At 47.0% G+C, this 19,426-nt stretch carries 14 protein-coding genes; 2 read left to right on the forward strand and 12 right to left on the reverse strand.

Translation table 11 applies throughout. The features are described from left to right. Positions 1-36: 36 nt before the first annotated feature. From ligA to ELAC_RS04365, 7 genes are all read right to left on the reverse strand, one after another. Entirely contained in the window at positions 37-2,031 is a 1,995-nt protein-coding gene (gene ligA / locus ELAC_RS04335; RefSeq protein ID WP_098038050.1) for an NAD-dependent DNA ligase LigA, read from the reverse strand. 97 nt (positions 2,032-2,128) lie between these two features. Beyond that, positions 2,129-3,313, reverse strand: a complete 1,185-nt coding sequence (locus tag ELAC_RS04340; RefSeq protein WP_098038051.1) for an HNH endonuclease — start codon at positions 3,311-3,313, stop codon at positions 2,129-2,131. Positions 3,314-3,325: 12 nt separating this feature from the next. Further along, positions 3,326-4,084, reverse strand: coding sequence for a nucleotidyltransferase domain-containing protein (locus ELAC_RS04345; RefSeq protein ID WP_098038052.1), 759 nt, complete (start codon positions 4,082-4,084; stop codon positions 3,326-3,328). Positions 4,085-4,982: 898 nt separating this feature from the next. Further along, positions 4,983-5,876: an ankyrin repeat domain-containing protein gene (locus ELAC_RS04350; RefSeq protein ID WP_098038053.1), complete on the reverse strand. Its 894-nt coding sequence runs from the start codon at positions 5,874-5,876 to the stop codon at positions 4,983-4,985. Positions 5,877-6,026: 150 nt separating this feature from the next. Beyond that, positions 6,027-7,079 carry a hypothetical protein gene (locus ELAC_RS04355; RefSeq protein ID WP_098038054.1) on the reverse strand — a complete coding sequence of 351 codons (1,053 nt, stop codon included), beginning with the start codon at positions 7,077-7,079 and terminating at the stop codon, positions 6,027-6,029. A 3-nt stretch (positions 7,080-7,082) separates the two neighbouring features. Then, on the reverse strand, positions 7,083-8,429 hold the full coding sequence (gene mtaB / locus ELAC_RS04360; RefSeq protein WP_098038055.1) for a tRNA (N(6)-L-threonylcarbamoyladenosine(37)-C(2))-methylthiotransferase MtaB: 1,347 nt from the start codon (positions 8,427-8,429) through the stop codon (positions 7,083-7,085). Positions 8,430-8,560: 131 nt separating this feature from the next. Continuing rightward, positions 8,561-12,655 (reverse strand): hypothetical protein, encoded by a 4,095-nt coding sequence (locus ELAC_RS04365; protein ID WP_098038056.1) that lies wholly within the window; start codon positions 12,653-12,655, stop codon positions 8,561-8,563. A gap of 230 nt (positions 12,656-12,885) precedes the next feature. Between ELAC_RS04365 and ELAC_RS04370 the strand changes: the two genes are divergently transcribed. Further along, positions 12,886-13,830 (forward strand): GNAT family N-acetyltransferase, encoded by a 945-nt coding sequence (locus ELAC_RS04370; RefSeq protein WP_098038057.1) that lies wholly within the window; start codon positions 12,886-12,888, stop codon positions 13,828-13,830. On the opposite strand, the gene ELAC_RS04375 is transcribed toward ELAC_RS04370, so the two are convergent. Beyond that, positions 13,827-14,255: a hypothetical protein gene (locus ELAC_RS04375; RefSeq protein ID WP_098038058.1), complete on the reverse strand. Its 429-nt coding sequence runs from the start codon at positions 14,253-14,255 to the stop codon at positions 13,827-13,829. The genes ELAC_RS04370 and ELAC_RS04375 overlap by 4 nt on opposite strands. 202 nt (positions 14,256-14,457) lie before the next feature. Between ELAC_RS04375 and ELAC_RS04380 the strand changes: the two genes are divergently transcribed. After that, positions 14,458-15,591 carry a protein kinase domain-containing protein gene (locus ELAC_RS04380; protein ID WP_098038059.1) on the forward strand — a complete coding sequence of 378 codons (1,134 nt, stop codon included), beginning with the start codon at positions 14,458-14,460 and terminating at the stop codon, positions 15,589-15,591. Positions 15,592-15,622: 31 nt separating this feature from the next. Here the strand turns inward: ELAC_RS04380 and ELAC_RS04385 are convergent, their stop codons facing one another. The 4 genes from ELAC_RS04385 to mscL are packed head-to-tail and all read right to left on the reverse strand — an operon-like array spanning position 15,623 to position 19,065. Continuing rightward, positions 15,623-16,021: a hypothetical protein gene (locus tag ELAC_RS04385; protein ID WP_098038060.1), complete on the reverse strand. Its 399-nt coding sequence runs from the start codon at positions 16,019-16,021 to the stop codon at positions 15,623-15,625. Positions 16,022-16,046: 25 nt separating this feature from the next. Next, the gene (locus ELAC_RS04390; RefSeq protein ID WP_098038061.1) at positions 16,047-17,957 is read right to left on the reverse strand and encodes a heavy metal translocating P-type ATPase; all 1,911 of its coding nucleotides are present in this window, start codon (positions 17,955-17,957) and stop codon (positions 16,047-16,049) included. After that, a complete protein-coding gene (locus ELAC_RS04395) occupies positions 17,933-18,622 on the reverse strand; it encodes a uracil-DNA glycosylase (RefSeq protein WP_098038062.1) in 690 nt (229 codons plus the stop codon). The genes ELAC_RS04390 and ELAC_RS04395 overlap by 25 nt, the downstream gene beginning before the upstream one ends. A 2-nt stretch (positions 18,623-18,624) precedes the next feature. Beyond that, positions 18,625-19,065, reverse strand: a complete 441-nt coding sequence (mscL, locus tag ELAC_RS04400) for a large-conductance mechanosensitive channel protein MscL (protein WP_098038063.1) — start codon at positions 19,063-19,065, stop codon at positions 18,625-18,627. Positions 19,066-19,426 lie beyond the last annotated feature (361 nt).

Below are 19,426 nucleotides of genomic sequence, written 5' to 3' on the forward strand. Positions count from 1 at the left end.
TCTTATAGTCGATGGGGTAAAAATTGTATAGAGCGCCTATAGCATTTTTATAAACTCATCTTCTGTCAGAACGGGGATGTTCAAGCTCTTTGCCTTGTCGATTTTTGAACCGGGATCAGCTCCTGCTAAGACAAAGTCTGTCTTTTTACCGACCGAGCTGCCGATGAGTCCTCCCCTCTCTTTGATGAGTCCACCCGCTCCGTCACGGGTATAATTTTGCAGTGAACCGGTCAAAACAAAGGTCTTACCCTCAAAGGGGTGGCCTTTAAAGGCCGCAACTTCGATTGTCTTCGGGTGAACGGATTGGAGCAGCCTTTCCACTTCTTGCTGATGCTCCTTCGAGTTGAAGAATGCCTGGATACTGGAGGCTACCTTGTCGCCAATCCCTTCAATTGCGGTGAGTTCTTCGTGGGACATCCACTGCAGCTGAGCGAGTGAACCCACTCTTTTAGCAAGGGTATGAGCCGTTTGCTGGCCGATGTATTTGATGCCGAGCGCGAATATGAATCGATCCAAAGTTGTCTCTTTGGATTTTTCGATGGCCCCCAGCAGGTTTTTGATCGATTTGTCTTTAAAGCCCTCTAGCTTTTCCAAGTCATCGTAAGTCAAGCGATAGAGATCAGAGGGTTTGTCCACCATGCCCTTTAGCATGAGCTGCTCAGCCACTTTCTCACCGATGTTCTCGATATCCATGGCTCCTTTGGAAACAAAATGGAGAAGGCGCTGCAACTTCTGCGCCGGACATCCCGAGATATTGGGACACCTAAACGCCACCAGATCGGGCACTTTTTCCACTTCGGAAGCGCAGCAGGGGCAGGTCGAGGGCATGTGCCAGGGTTGACTCCCCTCTTTCCTACTTTCCGCGATGGCGCGCACGACTTTGGGGATGACATCGCCCCCTTTTTCAATGACGACCCTGTCCCCTACACGGATATCTTTCCTGAGCACCTCGTCGGCATTGTGCAATGTGGCTCTTGAAATTTTGCTGCCGGCCAAAAAGACTGGCTCCAATTCCGCTACTGGCGTCAAAATGCCCGTCCTACCCACTTGGACTGTGATACCGAGCAGCACTGTCTCGGCCTCTTCCGCCTTATACTTGTAGGCGATCGCATAGCGGGGTGTTTTTCCGGTGGCGCCGAGTTTTTTCTGATCGCCCAGGCTGTCTAACTTGACGACAACACCGTCAATCGCGAAGGGAAGATGCGCCCGCTTTTCCTCTACCTCATCGATAAAGGTGAAAATGTCCTCTGCACTCTCGGCAGTGCCGTGCATGGAAACGACCGGAAGCCCCAGATGCTTCAGTGTTTTCAAAACCTCTCCCTGGCTTTTGAGCTCTCCGAGCGTCTCTTCCGCGATGCCGTAGCAGACAATGTCCAGCTCCCGTTTGGCAACTTCTGATGAATCGAGCAATTTTAACGACCCACCGGCGGCGTTGCGGGGATTGGCAAAGAGGTCTTCGCCGATTTCTTTGCGATGGGCATTCAGTTTTTCGAAGGCTTTGTGGGGCATGTAGATCTCGCCGCGCACTTCGATCGTACTATTGTCTTTGAGCTCATGCGGAAGGCTACGGATAGTGCGGATGTTTTCGGTAATATCCTCGCCTGTCTTGCCATCGCCCCTTGTCAAACCTCTTTTAAGCTTGCCATTGTGGTAGTGAATCGAGACGGCGATGCCGTCCATCTTCAGCTCCAGGGAATAGCGGTTCTTCTCATGACCTGTCAGCTTACGGACGCGTTTTAGAAAATCCTCCACTTCTTCTTTGGTGTAGGTGTTAGCCAGCGAGAGCATGGGGGTGATGTGCTTGACTTCTTTGAACTGCCCTAATACAGATTCCATCACTTTTTGGGTTGGAGAATCGGGTGTCACCCAGTCAGGATGATGTTTCTCGATTTGTTCTAACTTATCTAAAAGAAAATCAAATTCCTCATCACTGATTTCTGGTTTATGCTCTACAAAGTAAAGGTGATTTAATCTCCAAATTTTCTTACAAAGATCTACGTACTCTTGATGAGTAACAGATTCTGTTGGCATTGCAATTCTCTTTTTTTGTGTGATTATTATAGCCATTTACTACGATTAAAAAGGTCTATACGAAATCACTGTGATTAAATTGTATTTTTTGTGTGTTTTAGTCACCAATAATTCCCTGGAATTTAAACCCTTTATTGGTGTGATCAAAATCATAAACGCGAAGTTTTGGATCTACTTTTGGGAGTCTTTCTCTTCCGCACAAAATTGCAATTGGTGCGGGTACCGCTGGGAAAACCGAAATAGTCTTCTGTAAGCCATGAGCATCCGCAATAACCCTTAGAGTCTCAATATAGATAGATCTAAACGCTTCGAGATCAGCATACTGTCTTAAAAACATTGGATTTGGAATTTGTTCGTCCAATTTGATTTCATAAATTGACGCATTCTCTTTGTAAAGTGTGGGAAGATTTGCAATGGGAATAGTTCCACTCAGGGATAGTATTAAGGCCACAAGATCCTTGACGTCTCCTGTTTGGATTTTCGAAAGTTTATATTTTGCAGGTTGTCCCTCATTTTTCCAGGTCCAATCTTCTGTATCTCGATGTCTTTGATAAAAGCAGGCTGGCACTTTATTACTCAATGTTGAGCCAAGAATCATCAATTGTATCATTGGCCCTATTCCAAAGACCGATAGGTGCATGCATTTTTCAGCTTCTCCTCCTACATCGAATAGAGAATCTACAGCTCGTTTGATTTGAGTTTTTGCCAACGATAAGAAATTAGGAGTTTCTTTCTGGCCTTTCAGACTTGTTAAATCAATTTGCGTACATTTCGATGAGACAGGATAATATGGATACATTGCTTGCCGAATATGGTCGTTACGTATTGAAACCTCTTGTCCTCTTATAGGTGATGTGAAAATAAGAACAGCGCTGCGCTTCTCAGGACAAATCTCTGTTGAAGTTTTGATTCTGGTCTCATGTTCTTCTTTAATAGCCTCCAATGTGCTACGAGGATAATTCAGAGGGAAATCATCAATTAACTTGTGGCAGTCTAGACAGAGAAGCATTAGGTTGGTAATAGCATTAATATCTTTGGGTCTATTTAAATCGTTTCCACGAGGGCCTTTTTCTTTGAAGGCAACAATGTGAGCAATATCTCCAAAAGTTCCAGGCATCTGAGTCAAATGGTGGCTCATGACATCATTATTGCAAAATTGACACCTGCCACCAGCTTTTACGAATAACTGGATTCGTGCTGAAGAATGCACCTTTCTCACTTGCTTGATAGGAGAGTTAGATGAAGATTTCTTTGCGATCCCTTTAGCCTTAGTTCTTGTCATTTTTGCTTATTACTATTTGAAAATATGGTCCCATAATCGTGCAGAAATTGCTAGCTCTGCCGCATCTCTAATCTTTATCCGTGCTTCAGGGGTAAGATCGTCTGTAAGAAAATTGTTGCTATTGGCTGGATCTTGAATCTTACATGTAAGAATATTATCTCGAATATACCTGAGAGCTGTAAAAAACTGATCTTGATAGTCGTTATAGCCTTTTCCCTCACATCCATTAATTGCCATGATTTCTAGTAGGAAAGATTTTTTAAAGGGAACTTGCTTTTTCACCCTCCAGAGTTTCAACAATTTAATAATCGGGACTCTACCACAGTTTGCAACAAAATCCACTTGTGCTTTCAAACTTGTTTTAAGTGTTGTTCCTGTGTCATTGCGATGAAGATTTGCTTCATTGAAGTTTGAGTCTAAAGCTCGCCCAGGGACGACATCAATATGAAATCCTCCGTTGAACGGTATTTCCCAACAAACGTTTTTTGAATTTACAGGACGATAATATTGCTGTAGGATATCCCCAACGGCGATGTATAGATCTTTGATAGAATATTGTTTAGCTGAACTAGGCCAATAAACGAGCAGGTCTAAATCATATCGAGATCGAATCATTGTTTGTTTGCCAAACGACCCCCCAATAAAAAATTGCGGATGTCCTTCTAATATAGAAATCTGCTTTTTAATCGTTTGTGCTAGATAATTTAAATTTTTAATTTCGTTCTGTGTTATTTTTTGGGATTCTAAAACGGCATTAAGATATTCATTCATAATCCCACTCTTTGAGGAATAGTTTTTTTTGCTGATTGAAAGTGGTATTATGTAAATAGTTAGATTAAAATCTATTCATATTTTTCATTTCCACTCCTTGCATACCATACAAACACAAAACTCTTCTGTAGAAGAAATTCTAGTTTATAGACAGAAAGAACACTAACGCTAAAAGCAGCCTATAAAGAAAGATGAGTCCGCGTTGAACTCAATTGTTCGATTTCCTTTATAGCTTGCAGGTTTCATCAAACTTTAGGTTTCTAAATCTAAGAAACTCGATATTTTTTGGCAAGACGAGATCTATTTCCTCTTTTCCTGTAAACCCTCTTTTTTATCCTAAAATACCACTGCTAAAGGCGGCATTTTGCTTCACCAAACGATACGATAAACACTCTTGTCATTGCTAATGACTCGCTTCGCCTCGAAAGTTTCTTGTTCTTTTAAGCCAAAACTTTATGATAACTACAGGTGGATTTTTTAAATCATTATTTAAATATTGAATCGTTCAGATTCGAATCAATTTAGTGTAAGTCAATCGTGTGCCTCCACTATCAGTCTGGGTCTAAATTGTCTAGCCCTAGCCGCCTCCTAAATCAGTGATTATCCCAATTTATAAAACACACCCTCCTTGTTCGATCTCAAATACGTTTTTGGAGATCGATTCGTATTAAATTAAATTGTAGTTCCTTAAGCAATCATAATAACTGTCCTATTCGTTGACTCCAGAGCTAAAAGCGACTAAAAACAATAGATAGTAACAGGCTCTGCCTGTTGTAGCAGGTATTAAGACTAAAGGAATTTATCTAGAGCACACAAGACCGTCACATAATATGAGGTGCTAGTTGAACTGGTATAGCGCTTTCTTTGTTTAAAATTTAACGATCGAGTGAAATACAATCTAATGTATAGATGCTCCGTGCTCTATTAATATATTAATAACATCCACTTTATATGCCCTCTGTTCTATAGTGTCAGAAGGCATTTTCAAAACAACTTTTATAACAGGATCATTAGTTCCAGGTGCTATTGCATTGGGGTTAGCGCCAAGCTCAAGCAAGAATTTTAGCATTTGAATCCCCTTTAGATAGTTTCCTAATTTTTTATTTTGACAAATGGCAGTCATTAATAAATTTCCTTCATTGATGTTAGCACCAAATTGAACTAATATATTGACAGCCTCGAAGTTTTCAGAGATAACTGCCTGTCTCAATGCTATAAAATTTGCATTTGCTCCTTCCTCGAGTAGATTTTGAATTATTTTCATCTGCCCAGCCTTAATCGCTGCAACTAAAGGAGCACCTTTGCACTGGTTTAAATTAACTCCTCTTTTAACGAACTCATGGAATAGATCTTCAAGCCCTAAAAAACATATATAGGTAAATGAACTTGATGAGGTAGCAGAATGTGGGGGAATACCGTAGTTTGATGGGGTGTAATTAACGTTAATTCCCTTTTTAAGTATAGCCCATATTAACTTCAGTTTTTCTTCGCCTAATTTTGGGCGGGTTTCTGCAGGTTTATTTAAACTGACTGTTTTACTAGCTTTATGGAGTATCCTATTGATAGGATTAAAACCATCATCAACAACATTTACGTTGTCCGAATGTTTGCAAATAATTAATCCGGTTTCGTAATCATTAATTTCTATTGCATAGTTTAAAGGGTGCCAACTTTTATCATTCGATATGCAATTTTCTATCTTTTTTATATCTTCGTAATCAAGATGCGTCGCATGCAAAGCGAAATTTATTGCTAATAAGCATATGACAAAAGACAACAAATACTTTTTCACGTTTTACTCCTACTCAAAGACAGCTTACTTTATAACAATCTTCTATTAAAATCATTGTTTATGAGCGACTTGCTTTTTGGATTTTATCATTTCTTTTACTTCTAAAGACCGCAATAGCTGAATTTTCCCACTCATAATAAGGACAAGACGCTAATGCTGGAAGCGGTCTAGGTAGAGTGCTGAATCTTCGGAAAGGTCGAGTTTTTGATCTCTCGGTTGTTTCCAAGTGATGCCATTTTTCAAGTTTCTAGCTCTAAAGGACTCGATATCTTTTGGCAAGGCGAGATGGATTTGGAGCGGCTCCTGAGCTGTTAGGAGCATGCGGGTCAGCTTGCCGCTCCGCCACTCCAGCGAGCAGTAGGCGTTGCTGCCAATGGAGGCTCCGGTCATCCTGCCTGAGGCGAGGGGTGGGGGTAAAAAAGGAAGAGGAGCGACCGTTGTGCCGGCTGTTTCCAGGATCAGCGAGCGGATAATGCAGGCGCCTTCATGGATCAGTGCCAGTGAGGAGTCGGCCTGAACAACGTCGTTGCTGTAGCCTTGGTGCAGGCTGTCCTTTTTCTGGGGATAGAGTAGCGAGCGGAAGCCGGCTCTGATCAGGCTTTTGAACTCTTTCGTCACGAGCTCTTTGTTCCTTGCAGAAACAGCTTCTGCGAGGTTGGAAAGGAGTGTGGTTGGCGTTTTGGCAGCCTTGTGTGCGGGAGTTACCTTGGCAAGTGCGTGCCAAAGAGGTAAAATGTCTCTTAAGTCTCCCCTCTTGAGTACTGTGTCGATATGCTGTTTCTTAAACGAGCCGAAGGAGAGCCTCTCCGGGATGATGGGTACCCGGGAGTCAATCTCTTGATTGGTGGAGATGAGGTTTTGGGTGTCTTCGACGATGTGAAATTCGAATAGAGACTCGGGCTTGTTTTTGATGAAAAGAATTTTACCATCGGCAAAAGAGATAAAGTAGCGGAAGAAGGTTTTGGCGCATTTTCCAAAGACAGCGATCTCTCCCCTTTCGAGGTCAAGCTGAGTGACGAACTCATCAGAGGGCCCCGGAAGTGCGATATCGATTTCAGCGACCGTTTTGGCATCTCGAGTCAAGTCGTGAATGAAGACTTTGCAGGGGTAGACAGTCAACCCATACGAAGAGTTCGGAAGTAGAACCTCCGCCCCTCTTTGATCGGTAAATGGCTTATAGCGGTCTCTAATTTCGATACGCATCTCTTAAGCTCCCCTCACCACTTGGCCGATTAAACAATCAGGCGCGTTCTCTAAGAGTCTGACTTTTGCAATCTCATTCGATCTGGTGTTTTCATAGGGAAAGCTGACATAGAGAAAGTTTTCCGTGTGACCCATCATATGGCCCGGGCGCTTGGGATCTTGGCTCTCGGTCAAGACAGTGTACTCTCTTCCAATAAAGGAGCTTCTTAGATCAAAAGAGTACCGCTCGGCAGCAGCCAGCACTTCGGCTTTTCTTCGCTGAATGATCTCGTGGGGTACTTTGTTTGGCATCTTCGACGCAAGCGTTCTTGGTCTGTCGCTGTAGGGGAACATGTGCACTTTGGCAAAGCGTACATATTTCATCGCATCCAAAGTCTCTAAGTGGTCCTCTTCGGTTTCACCCGGAAAGCCGACAATCACGTCGGTTGTGAAGGTAAAGTCGGGATTCTCTTTTAAACGGTCGATGGTCTCAAAGAAAATCTGGCGCGTGTATTTGCGGCGCATTTTTTTCAGCACGGCGTTGGAGCCGGATTGCAAAACGATATGCATCGAGGGACAGGTTTTCTTTCCGTTAAATACGGCATCCTGAAGGTCGTCGTCGACTTCATCGGGGTCGATCGAAGAGATGCGGATCCTTTCAATCCCCTCGATTTTATCCACTTCGCGGACAAGTTGCGCGAGTTTCCAGGGATTGCCCGACGCGTCCTTGCCGTCAAAATCCCCAATATTGATACCCGTCAAAACCACTTCCTTAAACCCGTTCTGCACAAGATCCCGAAGTTCGACCAAGATCTCAGGAATTGAACGGGAGCGCGATCTTCCACGCACATAGGGGATAATGCAGTAAGAACAAAAGGAGTTGCAGCCGTCTTGCACTTTGACAAAGGCTCTCGTGTGTGCTTCAAAACGTTTGATGCTAAACTCCGGCAAGGTTGCCTCATCGAAGACGGACGCTAAAAGCTGATCTTTTTTGGCATTGCCGATCACCGCATGCACACCGGGAAGGGCCTTAAAGGAGTCGGGATCCCTCTCTGCCGCGCAGCCGGTCACTAAAATTTTGCTTCCGGGATTTGCCTTGGCAAGCGAGCGGATCTCGTAGCGGCTGGAGCTCTCCGCCTGTTCGGTCACGGTGCAGGTGTTGACTATGCATAGCGAAGCGCTCTCGCCCTCTTCGGCCTTTCTAAGCCCCATTTCCCTTAATTGATCCTGGTAGGCCTGCGATTCATACTGGTTGGTGCGGCATCCTAGTGTCACGATGCGATAGGTATCACCTTTTTCAGCGCGGGGAATGAAGGGAGTTTCCCTATCTTCTTGATTATTGTGGGATACGATGTGTAGTGGATTCTTCATGGTTTAATCAAAAGCTCTGTTGCAAAGAGACTATTTTACAGAGTAGTTCAATAAAGGAAAATTATAAAGAAGTCAGATGGGGAATTTTTAGAAAGGACCCTCCTTGAGGAGGGTCTTTGATGACTGTTTTTTTAAGCTACTGGAGCGGTGGGAATTTGGTTGAGTTTGATCTTCTTCTTGATCGCCTCTGCCATTCGGATATCATCCAGCTTTGCCTTTTCTTCCAGCTGCTTCTTAAGCTCCTGTTCTCTGTGCACTTCTTCCAATTGCCTTTTGATGGCCGCTGTCGCTTTCTCGGTGATTTTGAAAGCTAGATTCTCGTGGATATCCATTCTGGAATTTTTGATGATCTCACCCGATTTATTCCAGATGTGTAAATCCACTAACGCCCAGATCATCCTAAAGACGATAAAGTCGAGTACCGGCATGATAAAACGCATGATCGAGCCGAACACCCAGTCGAAGAAGGTCTTTACCGCTTTTCCGGGAGTTCCCAGGTATTTTTCGACGGTATTATCGAAATTTTTCTGGAAGGCATCCCATTTGTTGGTGATCCAGTCGCGGGCGGTTTTTTTAGCCTGCGAGCTGATAAATGTGGTCAGTTTGGACTGTAGCACTTTGGACGCTTTCAAGTCGTCACGGGCGATCTCTTCCGGAGTTCTTGGATCGTTGACATCGGGAGCCGTCAAGGTAATGCCAGACAAGAGTCCGTTGACAACATCAAGCAAGCTTGTCGCGTTGGTCTTTCGGCGGACGATATCTCCGATTGCCTCGGAAGACATATCTTTAATCTGCTTGATACTGAACAGGGTCTGCGATGCCGAGGTCGGCAGCATGTCGACGAACGACTTGATCAGGCTTCCGATCTGCTGGTTCAGTTTTGTCTGTGTCTCATCGACCGGCAGCATGACTTCTGCAGAGGCTTCTTCAAAAGATTCCGAAGCCAGGTTCAGATTGTCGATCAGGTTGCTCATGATCTGGACAATGTTCTGCGGTTTTAAGGTTTCGTTATAAAGCCCCATCAGCACTTCTGGTAAAATCTTATCCTGAAAAAGCTCCCAGCCGGAGTCTTTCAACGCTTCCGGTATCGGGAAGTCGCGCGATTTATCCAGACCTGAGAGAGCGATCAGGTTCTTCGCGAGCGGCTTAAAGAAGTGCTCTAGCCGCATCTCCACTCTCTGCTCGGGTGTCGAATCAGGGTTTAAGTCCATCAAGAGAGCTGGGTGCAGAAGGCCGTTTGAGGCAAAACTTTCTTTGACCTCATCCGAAGTTAGAGTATGCGCCTCATCTCTACCCGTCGCTTTTTGCATATTGGAGATATGCCTGAAGTGTTTCTCGCCGCCCTCCATGACATTCATCAGCAAGTTGATCAGCAGAGGGTTGGTCTTAGCTGTTTTGCCTTGCGATTCTGCAAGGTTGATGTTCTCTGCGGTACCCAAGAAAGCCTTAGTTAAGAACGCCTGCGCATAAGTGGCGATCCCCTGCCAGACAGGATTCATCGCTTTGTCTTTCGTGAAATCCGTGATATTGCGGCCGATCAGGCTCTTGACTTCCGCCTGCGCTTCAGGATCCATAAAGCTCAGGTACTTGCTTCCGCTGGAAAAGACTAAATTCGTGATCGTGTCAGCGTTGGTCTTCAGGTAGAACGGAACGTATTTGGCGATATAGTCCGCAACTGTCTTGATGCTTCCTTGCGCCGAGGGCACTAGGGCTGCCAGCTTCTCTTGGTTTTTCTCCAGTTCATACTGCGATGAGGTGATGTCCAGATAGACGCGGCTCATCAGCTGAGGCAAGAGCGACTGGGTGATTGCCTTTAAGGCAAAGGGTTTCAAAATTTCGGGTATGGGGAGAGCATCTTTCACTTTCAGGCTGCCGTCTTCATTGACGCCCGCCATGGCGAGAAGTTCAATGGCCACGGGATTGAAGAGAGCTACGATCAAGTGGTCTTTCTCTTCCTTGGTCAGCACCTGAGAGTTCATGATGTTTTTTACTTCGGGCTCAAGCGAAGGAATTTTTTTTGTGACCAGAGAGAGCATTTTGTGCAAACCGGCTGCAACAGGGTCTTTTTTGTTCTCCCCGAGCGCCTGCTCTTTGGCGTTATCGGCAACTAGCACAAAAATCTTGAAAAGAGCCGTCTTTAACGTGCTTTCGGCAAACTCCAACGTCTTTTCTGTCGCCGTGTCTGAAGATCCGAGCACTTTTGCAAGGGCGTCAGCAAGCTCCTGTCCGGCGACGTTATTAGCAGAGGGTCCAAGGTAGGATGCAAATGCATCGGCAACTGCTTCTTTGTTTTTGGTGATATAGCCGATTACCACCTCTTTGATGTCCTTTGCAATCGCGCCGCAACCTAATTCCAGTTTATCGGTAGCCTCATCCACCTCAAGCAGCGATTCCACCAAATCCGCTTCTATCTCTTGGTCAAGAATTGTCGGCGGGGTAACGCCTTTTGTTTGCTTAGGCAGAATTGCGACGGAGTCAGCTCCCAGACCAGTTGTGGAGCCGAAAAAAGCAGTGGAGAGCGTATCCGGCAATTCGACCGAGTCTTCCACCTGCGCTTGACGGTCTTGTATCTTGTTCTTTTTGGATTGATGGGCGGTCTCTTTCTTCAATCCTTCGATAGCCTTGTTGCTGTTCAGTGCTCTCTCCAGAGCAGCCTTTTCCTTAGACTGATCCGGATAGATTTTTTTTGCTTCGGTATAGAGCGTTTCAACAAGGTAGGGCAGCGAAGATTCTTTAAACTTCTCTACCATAGGGTTGCCTTCAAGGCCGGTCTTTTTTAAGAATTCTTCTATGAACGGGTTGAACAGTTTCTGCTTCTCCGCCTGAATCTCTTTCTCGTCGGTGAGCTTATTGATCCTGGCAAGCTCGATATCAAACGCTTTTCCGTCTTCTCCAAAGAAGTTCACCCCGATAGTGAGAAGGTTTTTCAAAGCTTTGGCAGTGACGTTAGTTTCCGTCTGATCGGGCGATGTCTCGGCTAATTTGCTTAAAATGCGCACGCTGAAAGAAGTTAAGTTATTGTGCAGCAGCGTAAACAGCCACTGGATGCTTTGATCGTTCGACCCGGCCAACTGCTCAAGTTCTGTGGCGAGGTACGCTTTGACAAGCGCAGTTTCTCTTCCCTGAAGAACAGGATCTAAAAATCCGACAATAAAATCTTTGTTTTGCTTGATAAGCGTTTTGGCCCCATCCGTGCCCTTGTCGGCCATCATCTTGGCCAACGCTTTCAGAGCCTGTCCCCCTTCTGCCTTGAAGACTTCAAGATCTCTCTCTTCGTGATGAGAAGGAACGACTGTTTGCTGGTAGATAACTTGAAGGTAATCGGCAAGAGCGTTTTGAATGCTCGAGAATGCCCAGTCCTGGATATAGGAATTAATTTTGAGGTCGGCGGCACCTCCGGGAAAACCGATTCTCAAAAGTTGTTCGGCTCCTGGTCTGAAGATTTCTCGGATGGCAGCGGTCTTTTCTTCTCCATCTTCCATATCCATCAGCTCTTGGTACTGGCTGTGGCTGAGGGCGATCTTATCAAACTCACCTTTCACCACTTCTGCCAGGTTGCTTAAGACAGCTACGGTTAAATTGGGAACAGTCACTTCTTCTTCAGCTAAAATGCCGGACTGAACAAGCGCTTTCTGCTCGATGTCGGTCGCTGTGTTGCTGACGATTTTGAGCAGCACCGTCTTCAGTAAATTTTCTACAAAGTCATTTTCGCCATCGTATAAGGGCTTTAGATAGGAATAGTAGGGGTGGTTATCAAGAAGTTGGAAAGCCCCTTGCGCAAGGCCGGGCGTGATTGCATCCACGACTTGAACGAGGCGCTCGTTGCCGCTGATTCTGACCAAATTATCTTTAAACTGCTGTTGGCCTTCCGGCGTGAACAACGCCCACTTGACTGCACCATGCGTGCCCTGCTTCAACTTCCCTGCCGCGAAAGCACCCGCTTTCAGCGCAGCATTGGCCGCATACCCACCGGCAATTCCGGCAGTATTGGCGACATATCCGCCCACGTTCATCAGACCGCCGAAAAAACCGGTTGATGGGCTGGGTGTTCCCTCTGTGTTTTCTACATTAGTTGTCTGCCTGGTAACTTCCGTATAAAGACGCCCTCTCTCGTCTGTTCCCGTAACCTGCTGCGTCTCGCGGGCAGAAGGTTCAGGTCTCTCTTCCACAACAGGGGGAATCTCTGTGGCAGGTTTGCCCCCGAAAAAGTAGCCGAAGATGTTCATAGCGGAGTCCTTATTATTAGGATTTGAGACAATCTTATTATAAACTAAGGAAAATTATAATCGCACCAGATTAACACAAATTAAGATTATCATGAATGTTTTATTAAGATGTGTTAGTAAACTTTTTAATTGTCGACAAGTTTTTTTTGCGGGCACCACTGAAGCAGGGGGAATAAATGGAGTTCATGATATGATGCAGGGCTATCCATGTTCCTTGTCTGGAGAATACAATGGCAATTAATATCAGGAGGGCCCGTCCCCATGACGCCCCGTCGCTTGCGGAAACCGAAAGAACGATCGCTGCCGACCCAGGCTATCTTTGCTCTATCCCTGCTGAGCTGGACCCGCAAAAATTTCGGGAAACTATTGAGCGGCTGGAGAGCGGCGAACAAGGAGTCTACCTTATCGCCGAAGATCAGGAAAAAATTGCCGGTCATGGCTATTTGCTGAAACATCCCCTAAAAAACCTGTCGCACGTCGCCGAGTTAACGATTGCCCTGCATCCTGACTGGCAGGGTAAAGGAATCGGCATGTTGCTAATGCAAGCGCTCATCGAATGGGCCGAAAAAGATCCCAACCTCGAAAAAATCGAACTCAATGTCAGAGCTACCAACACTCGGGCTATCCAGCTCTATAAAAAATGGGGCTTTCGGGTGGAGGGATATCTCACCCGGCATCTTAAAACCGTCAGTGGCTATATCGATGATCTTGTCATGGGACTCCACCTCCGCGATGCCCATCCTCTGCCTAAGCTGCCTGAAGAGTTCCGAACGGGTGTTTATGCAGCGGTGCACCAGGGCGATACAATTTTGACAGTGAGGCAAGTGGGTGGACCTCATGCCGGAAAATACGATCTGCCGGGGGGGAAAGTCGAGGCGGATGAAACAGTGGAGGAGGCTCTTAGACGAGAGATGGCCGAAGAGGTCGATATGGGATTTGAAAAGATGCGCTTTATCGCCAATTTAACTGCAAAAGCAGAATCCCAGCGCGGACTGCGGGGCGCCCCCTTCTACCTCTACCAAATTGGATTAATTTATGCAGCCGACGGCATCTACCCTCTTCATCAAAACCCGGAAACCCTTATGGATTTTAGCTGGAAGAAGGCGGAGGAGCTCAACACAATGAATGCGACCCCCTTCCTCCTCTCGCAGTGCAACCCTGGGACAGCCTCTTAGGCGAGCGCTTTCCAGGCCCATGAGCTTAAATTCATGAGACCTATTCCCGGCAGCGCTCCTGCAAATGCGGGGAACACAAAAGGTGCGCCAAACGCGACACCGGCAGCCGGAAGAGTGACCACGGCGCCAAGCGACGTGATGGGGTTGGTGCAGAGTACCGACGTGTAATATAGAAGGGTAGTACCTGTTGCCGCCCCTGCGAGGACAAGCGGAACGATGAGTCCGCTGGAGATCGCGAATTTTGTGGCGAGCGCCGCCCCTGCTATCGCAGCCACAAATCCCAACACTTTTCCTAGACCCGCCAAAATTTTCAGAGCTACAGCACCCGCTTTCTGCCCCGTCTCGCCTGCAGGATCGACTTCTTGTTCGTTTCTATTCATCTGAGCCGCAACGCGTCCACGGCTTGCTGTCACTTCAAACGTCATACATCACCTCTTTGTTTAACTTTAAAAAATAATAATCAAGTAAAATTTATTTTAAATTAAGATTTAGTTAACAAACGAAGATTGGTGGTAAATCAATTATTTTTTAATTATAATTAAGTGTAAGCGGTGTTTATGTCTAAGAGACTGCATTCGGTAACGGTCTCTAAAAGTGTCATTCAAATTTATCAATTCAGGTGACGTGATGGATCACATGCGAGTGGGAGCTAGCAAAATCAGCCAGGCAGTCAACTACCTTCAGGAAGGGGTTGGTAAATTGATGCAGCGGGCTCCAAGCCCCAAAGAATTTAAGACCAACAAAGTCGGTCTCGATAAATTGGGTTTCAAAGTGCTGGCGAGCGGCGCTGAAAAACACGTGCTTATTCCCAAAAATTCGATCAAGGCGAGCGGTAGCGAAGCGCCCGAAAAAGTTTTTTACGTCCCCGTCCGAAAATACTTCTTCTCCAAAGAAAAAGCACTGAAGGGCGAACACGCTAAAATGGAGGATATCAAGAGCCGCGTTCCGAATGGGAAGTACCTGGCGGTGGAGTCGAAAGTTGTCGAAGACAGGGCTAAGTTTGGTGGCACCTTTGCCCTTGAAGTGGACGCGGCTGTGAACGACTTTGAAAAAGAGCTGAGGAAAAGCGATTCAACCCTGCAGCAGCGCCTAAGTTTTTGCACCGATTATGCGCGCGGGATGAGAGACTTGCACAGTGCCGGTTATGCCTATGGCGATGTGAAGCCGGAAAACTGCCTCATCTATCAAGATCCGGCCACCGGTGAAAAATCCTTGAAGCTTTCCGATTTCGGGAAAGCGGAGCAAGTTCGCCCGGGAGAAGAAAAAACCTACAAAGGCAACTTGCGTTTTGCCCCTCCCGAGGGAAAACTTAGTCAGGCTGGCGACGTTTTCAGTGCAGCTCTCGTTTTAATCCGCACCCTGGAAGACCCTCTTTTAGAACATGGCGCTCCCCTCGTCCCAGTCAAAGAGGGAGACCGCGATTCAAAGCTGGCTCTCGATAAGAGGCGCGGTGTTGAGCAACTGATCGTCGATCATAAAGCGTTTCCCGGCATCGACGAACCCAGCCTCTCTGACAAACTGTTCCGTCGCCTTCCAAGGCAAGCTACGCTCGATAAGCAGCCGCTGGAGAATCAGAACAAGCAAGTGGAGGTTTTGAGCGAGTATGTCGATGTTCTGACAAATAGTTTGGTGGTGAATGGAATGGATAAGGAGAAGGCGGCCCAGCTGAATAATCTTCTGAAGGAGATGATCAACGTCTCGCCGGATCAAAGGCCGAATATGGCACAAGTGGCCGAGCGCCTGGGAACTCTCATGAGATAGGCAACAGTCCTGTATCGCCTCCCCTATTTCCCTAAGAAGAAGGATTCACTAGGGAGACAGCCTTGCATGGGGGCGGAATTTCCGCCGCATAATATCCGAAGGTGAAGTTAACATCGACGGGCCGTTTCCAGGGTTCTGTATAGATTTCCATCGATCCAGCTACCGGCACACGCCTCGCGGAAGGGTAGAACTTACTACTCCCGTCATCATAGGTGACACAGACGTTGATAAGAACCTTATCCGGGCAGGAGCTGAAAAATCTTAGAGCGTATCGTGAGTTTCCCTGGTAGGGCCGGCTGCCCATGTATTTGACACAAGGTCCTGGCCCTTTGCCCCATGTGGAGAGAGAGGAGGCGGCGACTTCTTGGCTTGTCAGCGGAAATGAGGCGAAGACAAAAGATAGAGTAAGCAGGGCGATCAATCCTTTCATCACGACCCTCCTGGTTGCAAAGCACCTACCCTATTCTAGCACTTCCTGCTTTTTTATCGGAGCGCCAGTTGAAAAGCCTTAAACTGAGCGCGATGACGATAAGCGTAATGCCGACATCGGCAAAAATTGCAAGAGGCAGGCTGGCAAAGCCGGCAAGGGCGAAAGCAAGTACCGTGGCCTTGGTAGCAATAGCCAAGGCCGTGTTGAATCGGATCGTGGCGACCGTTGCTCTTCCCAATTTAATCAGCTCCGGCAGCAGCTGCAAGCGGTCAGACAAGATGATGATTGAAGCAGCTTCTTTCGCTATCTCACTGGCATTCTGCGAGAAAGAGATCCCAACGTCTGATAAAGCAAGGGCTGGCGCGTCATTGATGCCATCACCGACCATGCCCACTTTACCAAATTCACGGATTGCTTCTTCAACCACACGCGCTTTTTGGTCAGGAAGTGCTTCGGCAATCACTTTTTTAATCCCCAGACTATCCGCCACCCTTTCGGCTTCCCGCTGGGTATCTCCCGTCACCAGGACCGGCACGATTCCCATGGCTTTAAGTTCATTGATACACTCCCGGCTGCTTTCCCGCATTTCATCCTGGAATGCCAAAATCCCCCTTACCTCGCGGAATGAGCTCAGAACAATCACACTGTTCCCTTGGCGCTCGAGACTGTCGATCATTTCAATCACATCCGGAGGCACATGATGTTCTTCAAGAATGAATTGCAGCTTTCCGATACAGTGGTGTCGATCGCCGCAGATCAGGCAGTCTGCTTTGACACCCCGGCCCAAGATCTGTTCAAATTTTTCCACGGGATGGGGTGAGAACCCCTCATCTTTAGCGAGGCGCATGATACTCTCGGCGATAGGATGGCTTGAATAGCTCTCGAGACCTGCGGCGCAGGCGAGAAGTTGTTCTCTCGACGTCCCGTTCATGGGGATCACCGCGGCCACTTTAGGTTTTCCCTTGGTCAAAGTCTTTGTCTTGTCAAAGAGAAAGGCGTTGACGGAAGCTAAAGCCTCAAGCCACTTTCCCCCTTTAATCAGGATGCCGCTTCGGGTGGCGTTGCCGATCGATGAGAAGAAGGCAATGGGTGTCGAAATCACAAGCGCGCAAGGGCACGAGATGACAAGGAGGACAAGCGCCTGCTTGATCGCTAAGGCAAGGGGCCATTTGAGATATAGGGACGAAAAGGCAAACACAGCAAGCGACATGCAGAGGATCAAAGGAGTGTAGATCCTGGCAAAGCGTTCGATAAACCTCTCAGCGATCGCTTTTTTTTCCATTGCGCTGAGGGTGATCCGCCTTATTTTCTCGATGGCCGATTCTTGTTCGGTGCGGCTCACTTCCATCTCGAGGAGGCCCTTTAGATTGAAGGTTCCGGCGAAGACCAAGTCTCCCGCTGTTTTATCTTTGGGGAAGGGCTCTCCGGTGATGGCCGATTCATCCACGGCCGAGACGCCGAGGATCACTTGACCATCGGCCGGAATAGCCCTGTCCGGGAAGACCACCACAACATCTCCCACTTTAAGCTCATGGACTGCCACCTCCTTGGCCTCTTTTTTGAGGTAGGCGGTTTTGGGAATCAGGGCTGCCAGGTTTTCCAGAGCCTTGCGGCTTTTCATGATGCCAAAACTCTCCAAAAGCTCTGCCAGCGTGAAAAGTAAGATCACAATGGTTCCCTCCGGATATTCACCTAAAGTGAAAGCGCCCAGGAAGGCGATGGTCATCAGGAGGTTGATGTTGCCAAATTGAAGCCTTAAGAGGGACTTGAGTCCCTTCAGAAGCGTTGGATAGCCAAAAATCAGGGCGGTGGCAAGAAAGCAAAGCAGCCAAAAAGTGCCCTCGAAACGGTAGTCATAGAAGGAAAACACCTCCGCTGTCCCAACCAGCAGGGAAACACACGTCAGAACCGCTATTTGTTTTTGAATTGCTCCCATCCGGATTCCCGCTTCGCTCGCTCAAGAACCTCTTCTAACATACGAGTCGTTAAAAGTCCCCTGTTTGTATTTTGAGGGCTAGGGTGGTAGCTGCCGATCAGCAGGGGCAGTGATTTAAAAGGAATAAAAGCGCCGTGGGAAAAGGCAGCGCTCTTTAACTCTCCCCTTTTCGCGGCAAGACTTAAATAGGCTTCGAAGGCGTGCCGGCCAAGGGCGAGCACCACCTTCAACCTTTTGAGCAAAAGAAACTCCCTCTGCAGGAAAGCGCTGCAGTTTTTGGTTTCCAGAGCAGAGGGGCGATTTTGTGGGGGGACGCATTTTACCGAGGCGGTCACGTAGACCCCCCGAAGCTCAAGCCCGTCATCTGCGTGTTCCGAGTGGTTTTGGTTGGAAAGTCCCGTATTGAAAAGCGCTTTCATCAGAAAGCGCGCCGATTGATCGCCGGTAAATATTCTGCCTGTCCTGTTGCCGCCATGAGGAGCGGGAGCTAGCCCCAGAAGGAGAATCGAAGCCTCCGTGTCACCAAACCCGGCAACCGGTTTTTTCCAGTAAGTTTCCTGGAAGCACTTTTTGGGGACGACTCCCTCACGGAAAGTGACAAGCCTTGGACATCTTCGGCATGCGGCAATCTCTTCATTGAGTTCTCCGAAGCGATCACCTAGCATGGCTATACTGCGCTTTTTCGGTTAAATTCAGACCAGCAGTGACCACATTTTTTGGCGTCCAGGGGGATATCCATCTGGCAGTCCGGGCACTTTTTGGTGGTGGCCCGCTCCTTGGTCTGCGCCTTGCGCAGCGTGTTCATTCCTTTGACAACAGCAAATACAACTACCGCGATGATCAGAAAATTAATCACATGATTGATAAACAGCCCGTAGTTGATCTTGACAGGAGCCGAGTCAGCGCTTCCTATTGTGAGAGTCCAGGCTAGATTGCTAAAATCAACCCCACCGATCAGGTAGCCGATGGGCGGCATCATGATATCGGTTACGAAAGAATCTACGATGCGGCTGAATTCGGCACCGATGATAAGGCCGATCGCTAGATCCACGACGCTGCCGCGCATGGCGAACTCTTTAAACTCTTTTAGAACGGACACTAAAGACATTATTCTCCCTCTTTTGTCAATGGTGTAGCAAAACGTTTATACCGAAAGTGTTTCAAAATTTGGCTTTGGCAAAGAGGAAGCTCCTCAAAATTGAAAGATGACAAGTCACCTACTATTAGAAAATCTTTCAATCCCGACGCTCTCTCACAGCCCCTTTGTCAAATTTTTAAACGCTGCCGGTATACAGAGCACGAACTATTCTAACTCGATTTTTGGGTTCTTCTGCAAGTAATATGCAGTAAATAGCGTAAATTATGGTAAGACACTGCATATTAATAACAAAGGCGTAAATTGGCTGGGGCGTTAACTATCTGTTGAATCTTTGTGGGCTACGTAGTTTCATACCGATAATTCAACAGAT

It is taken from the genome of Estrella lausannensis (assembly GCF_900000175.1).
Classification (GTDB): Bacteria; Chlamydiota; Chlamydiia; order Chlamydiales; family Criblamydiaceae; genus Estrella; species Estrella lausannensis.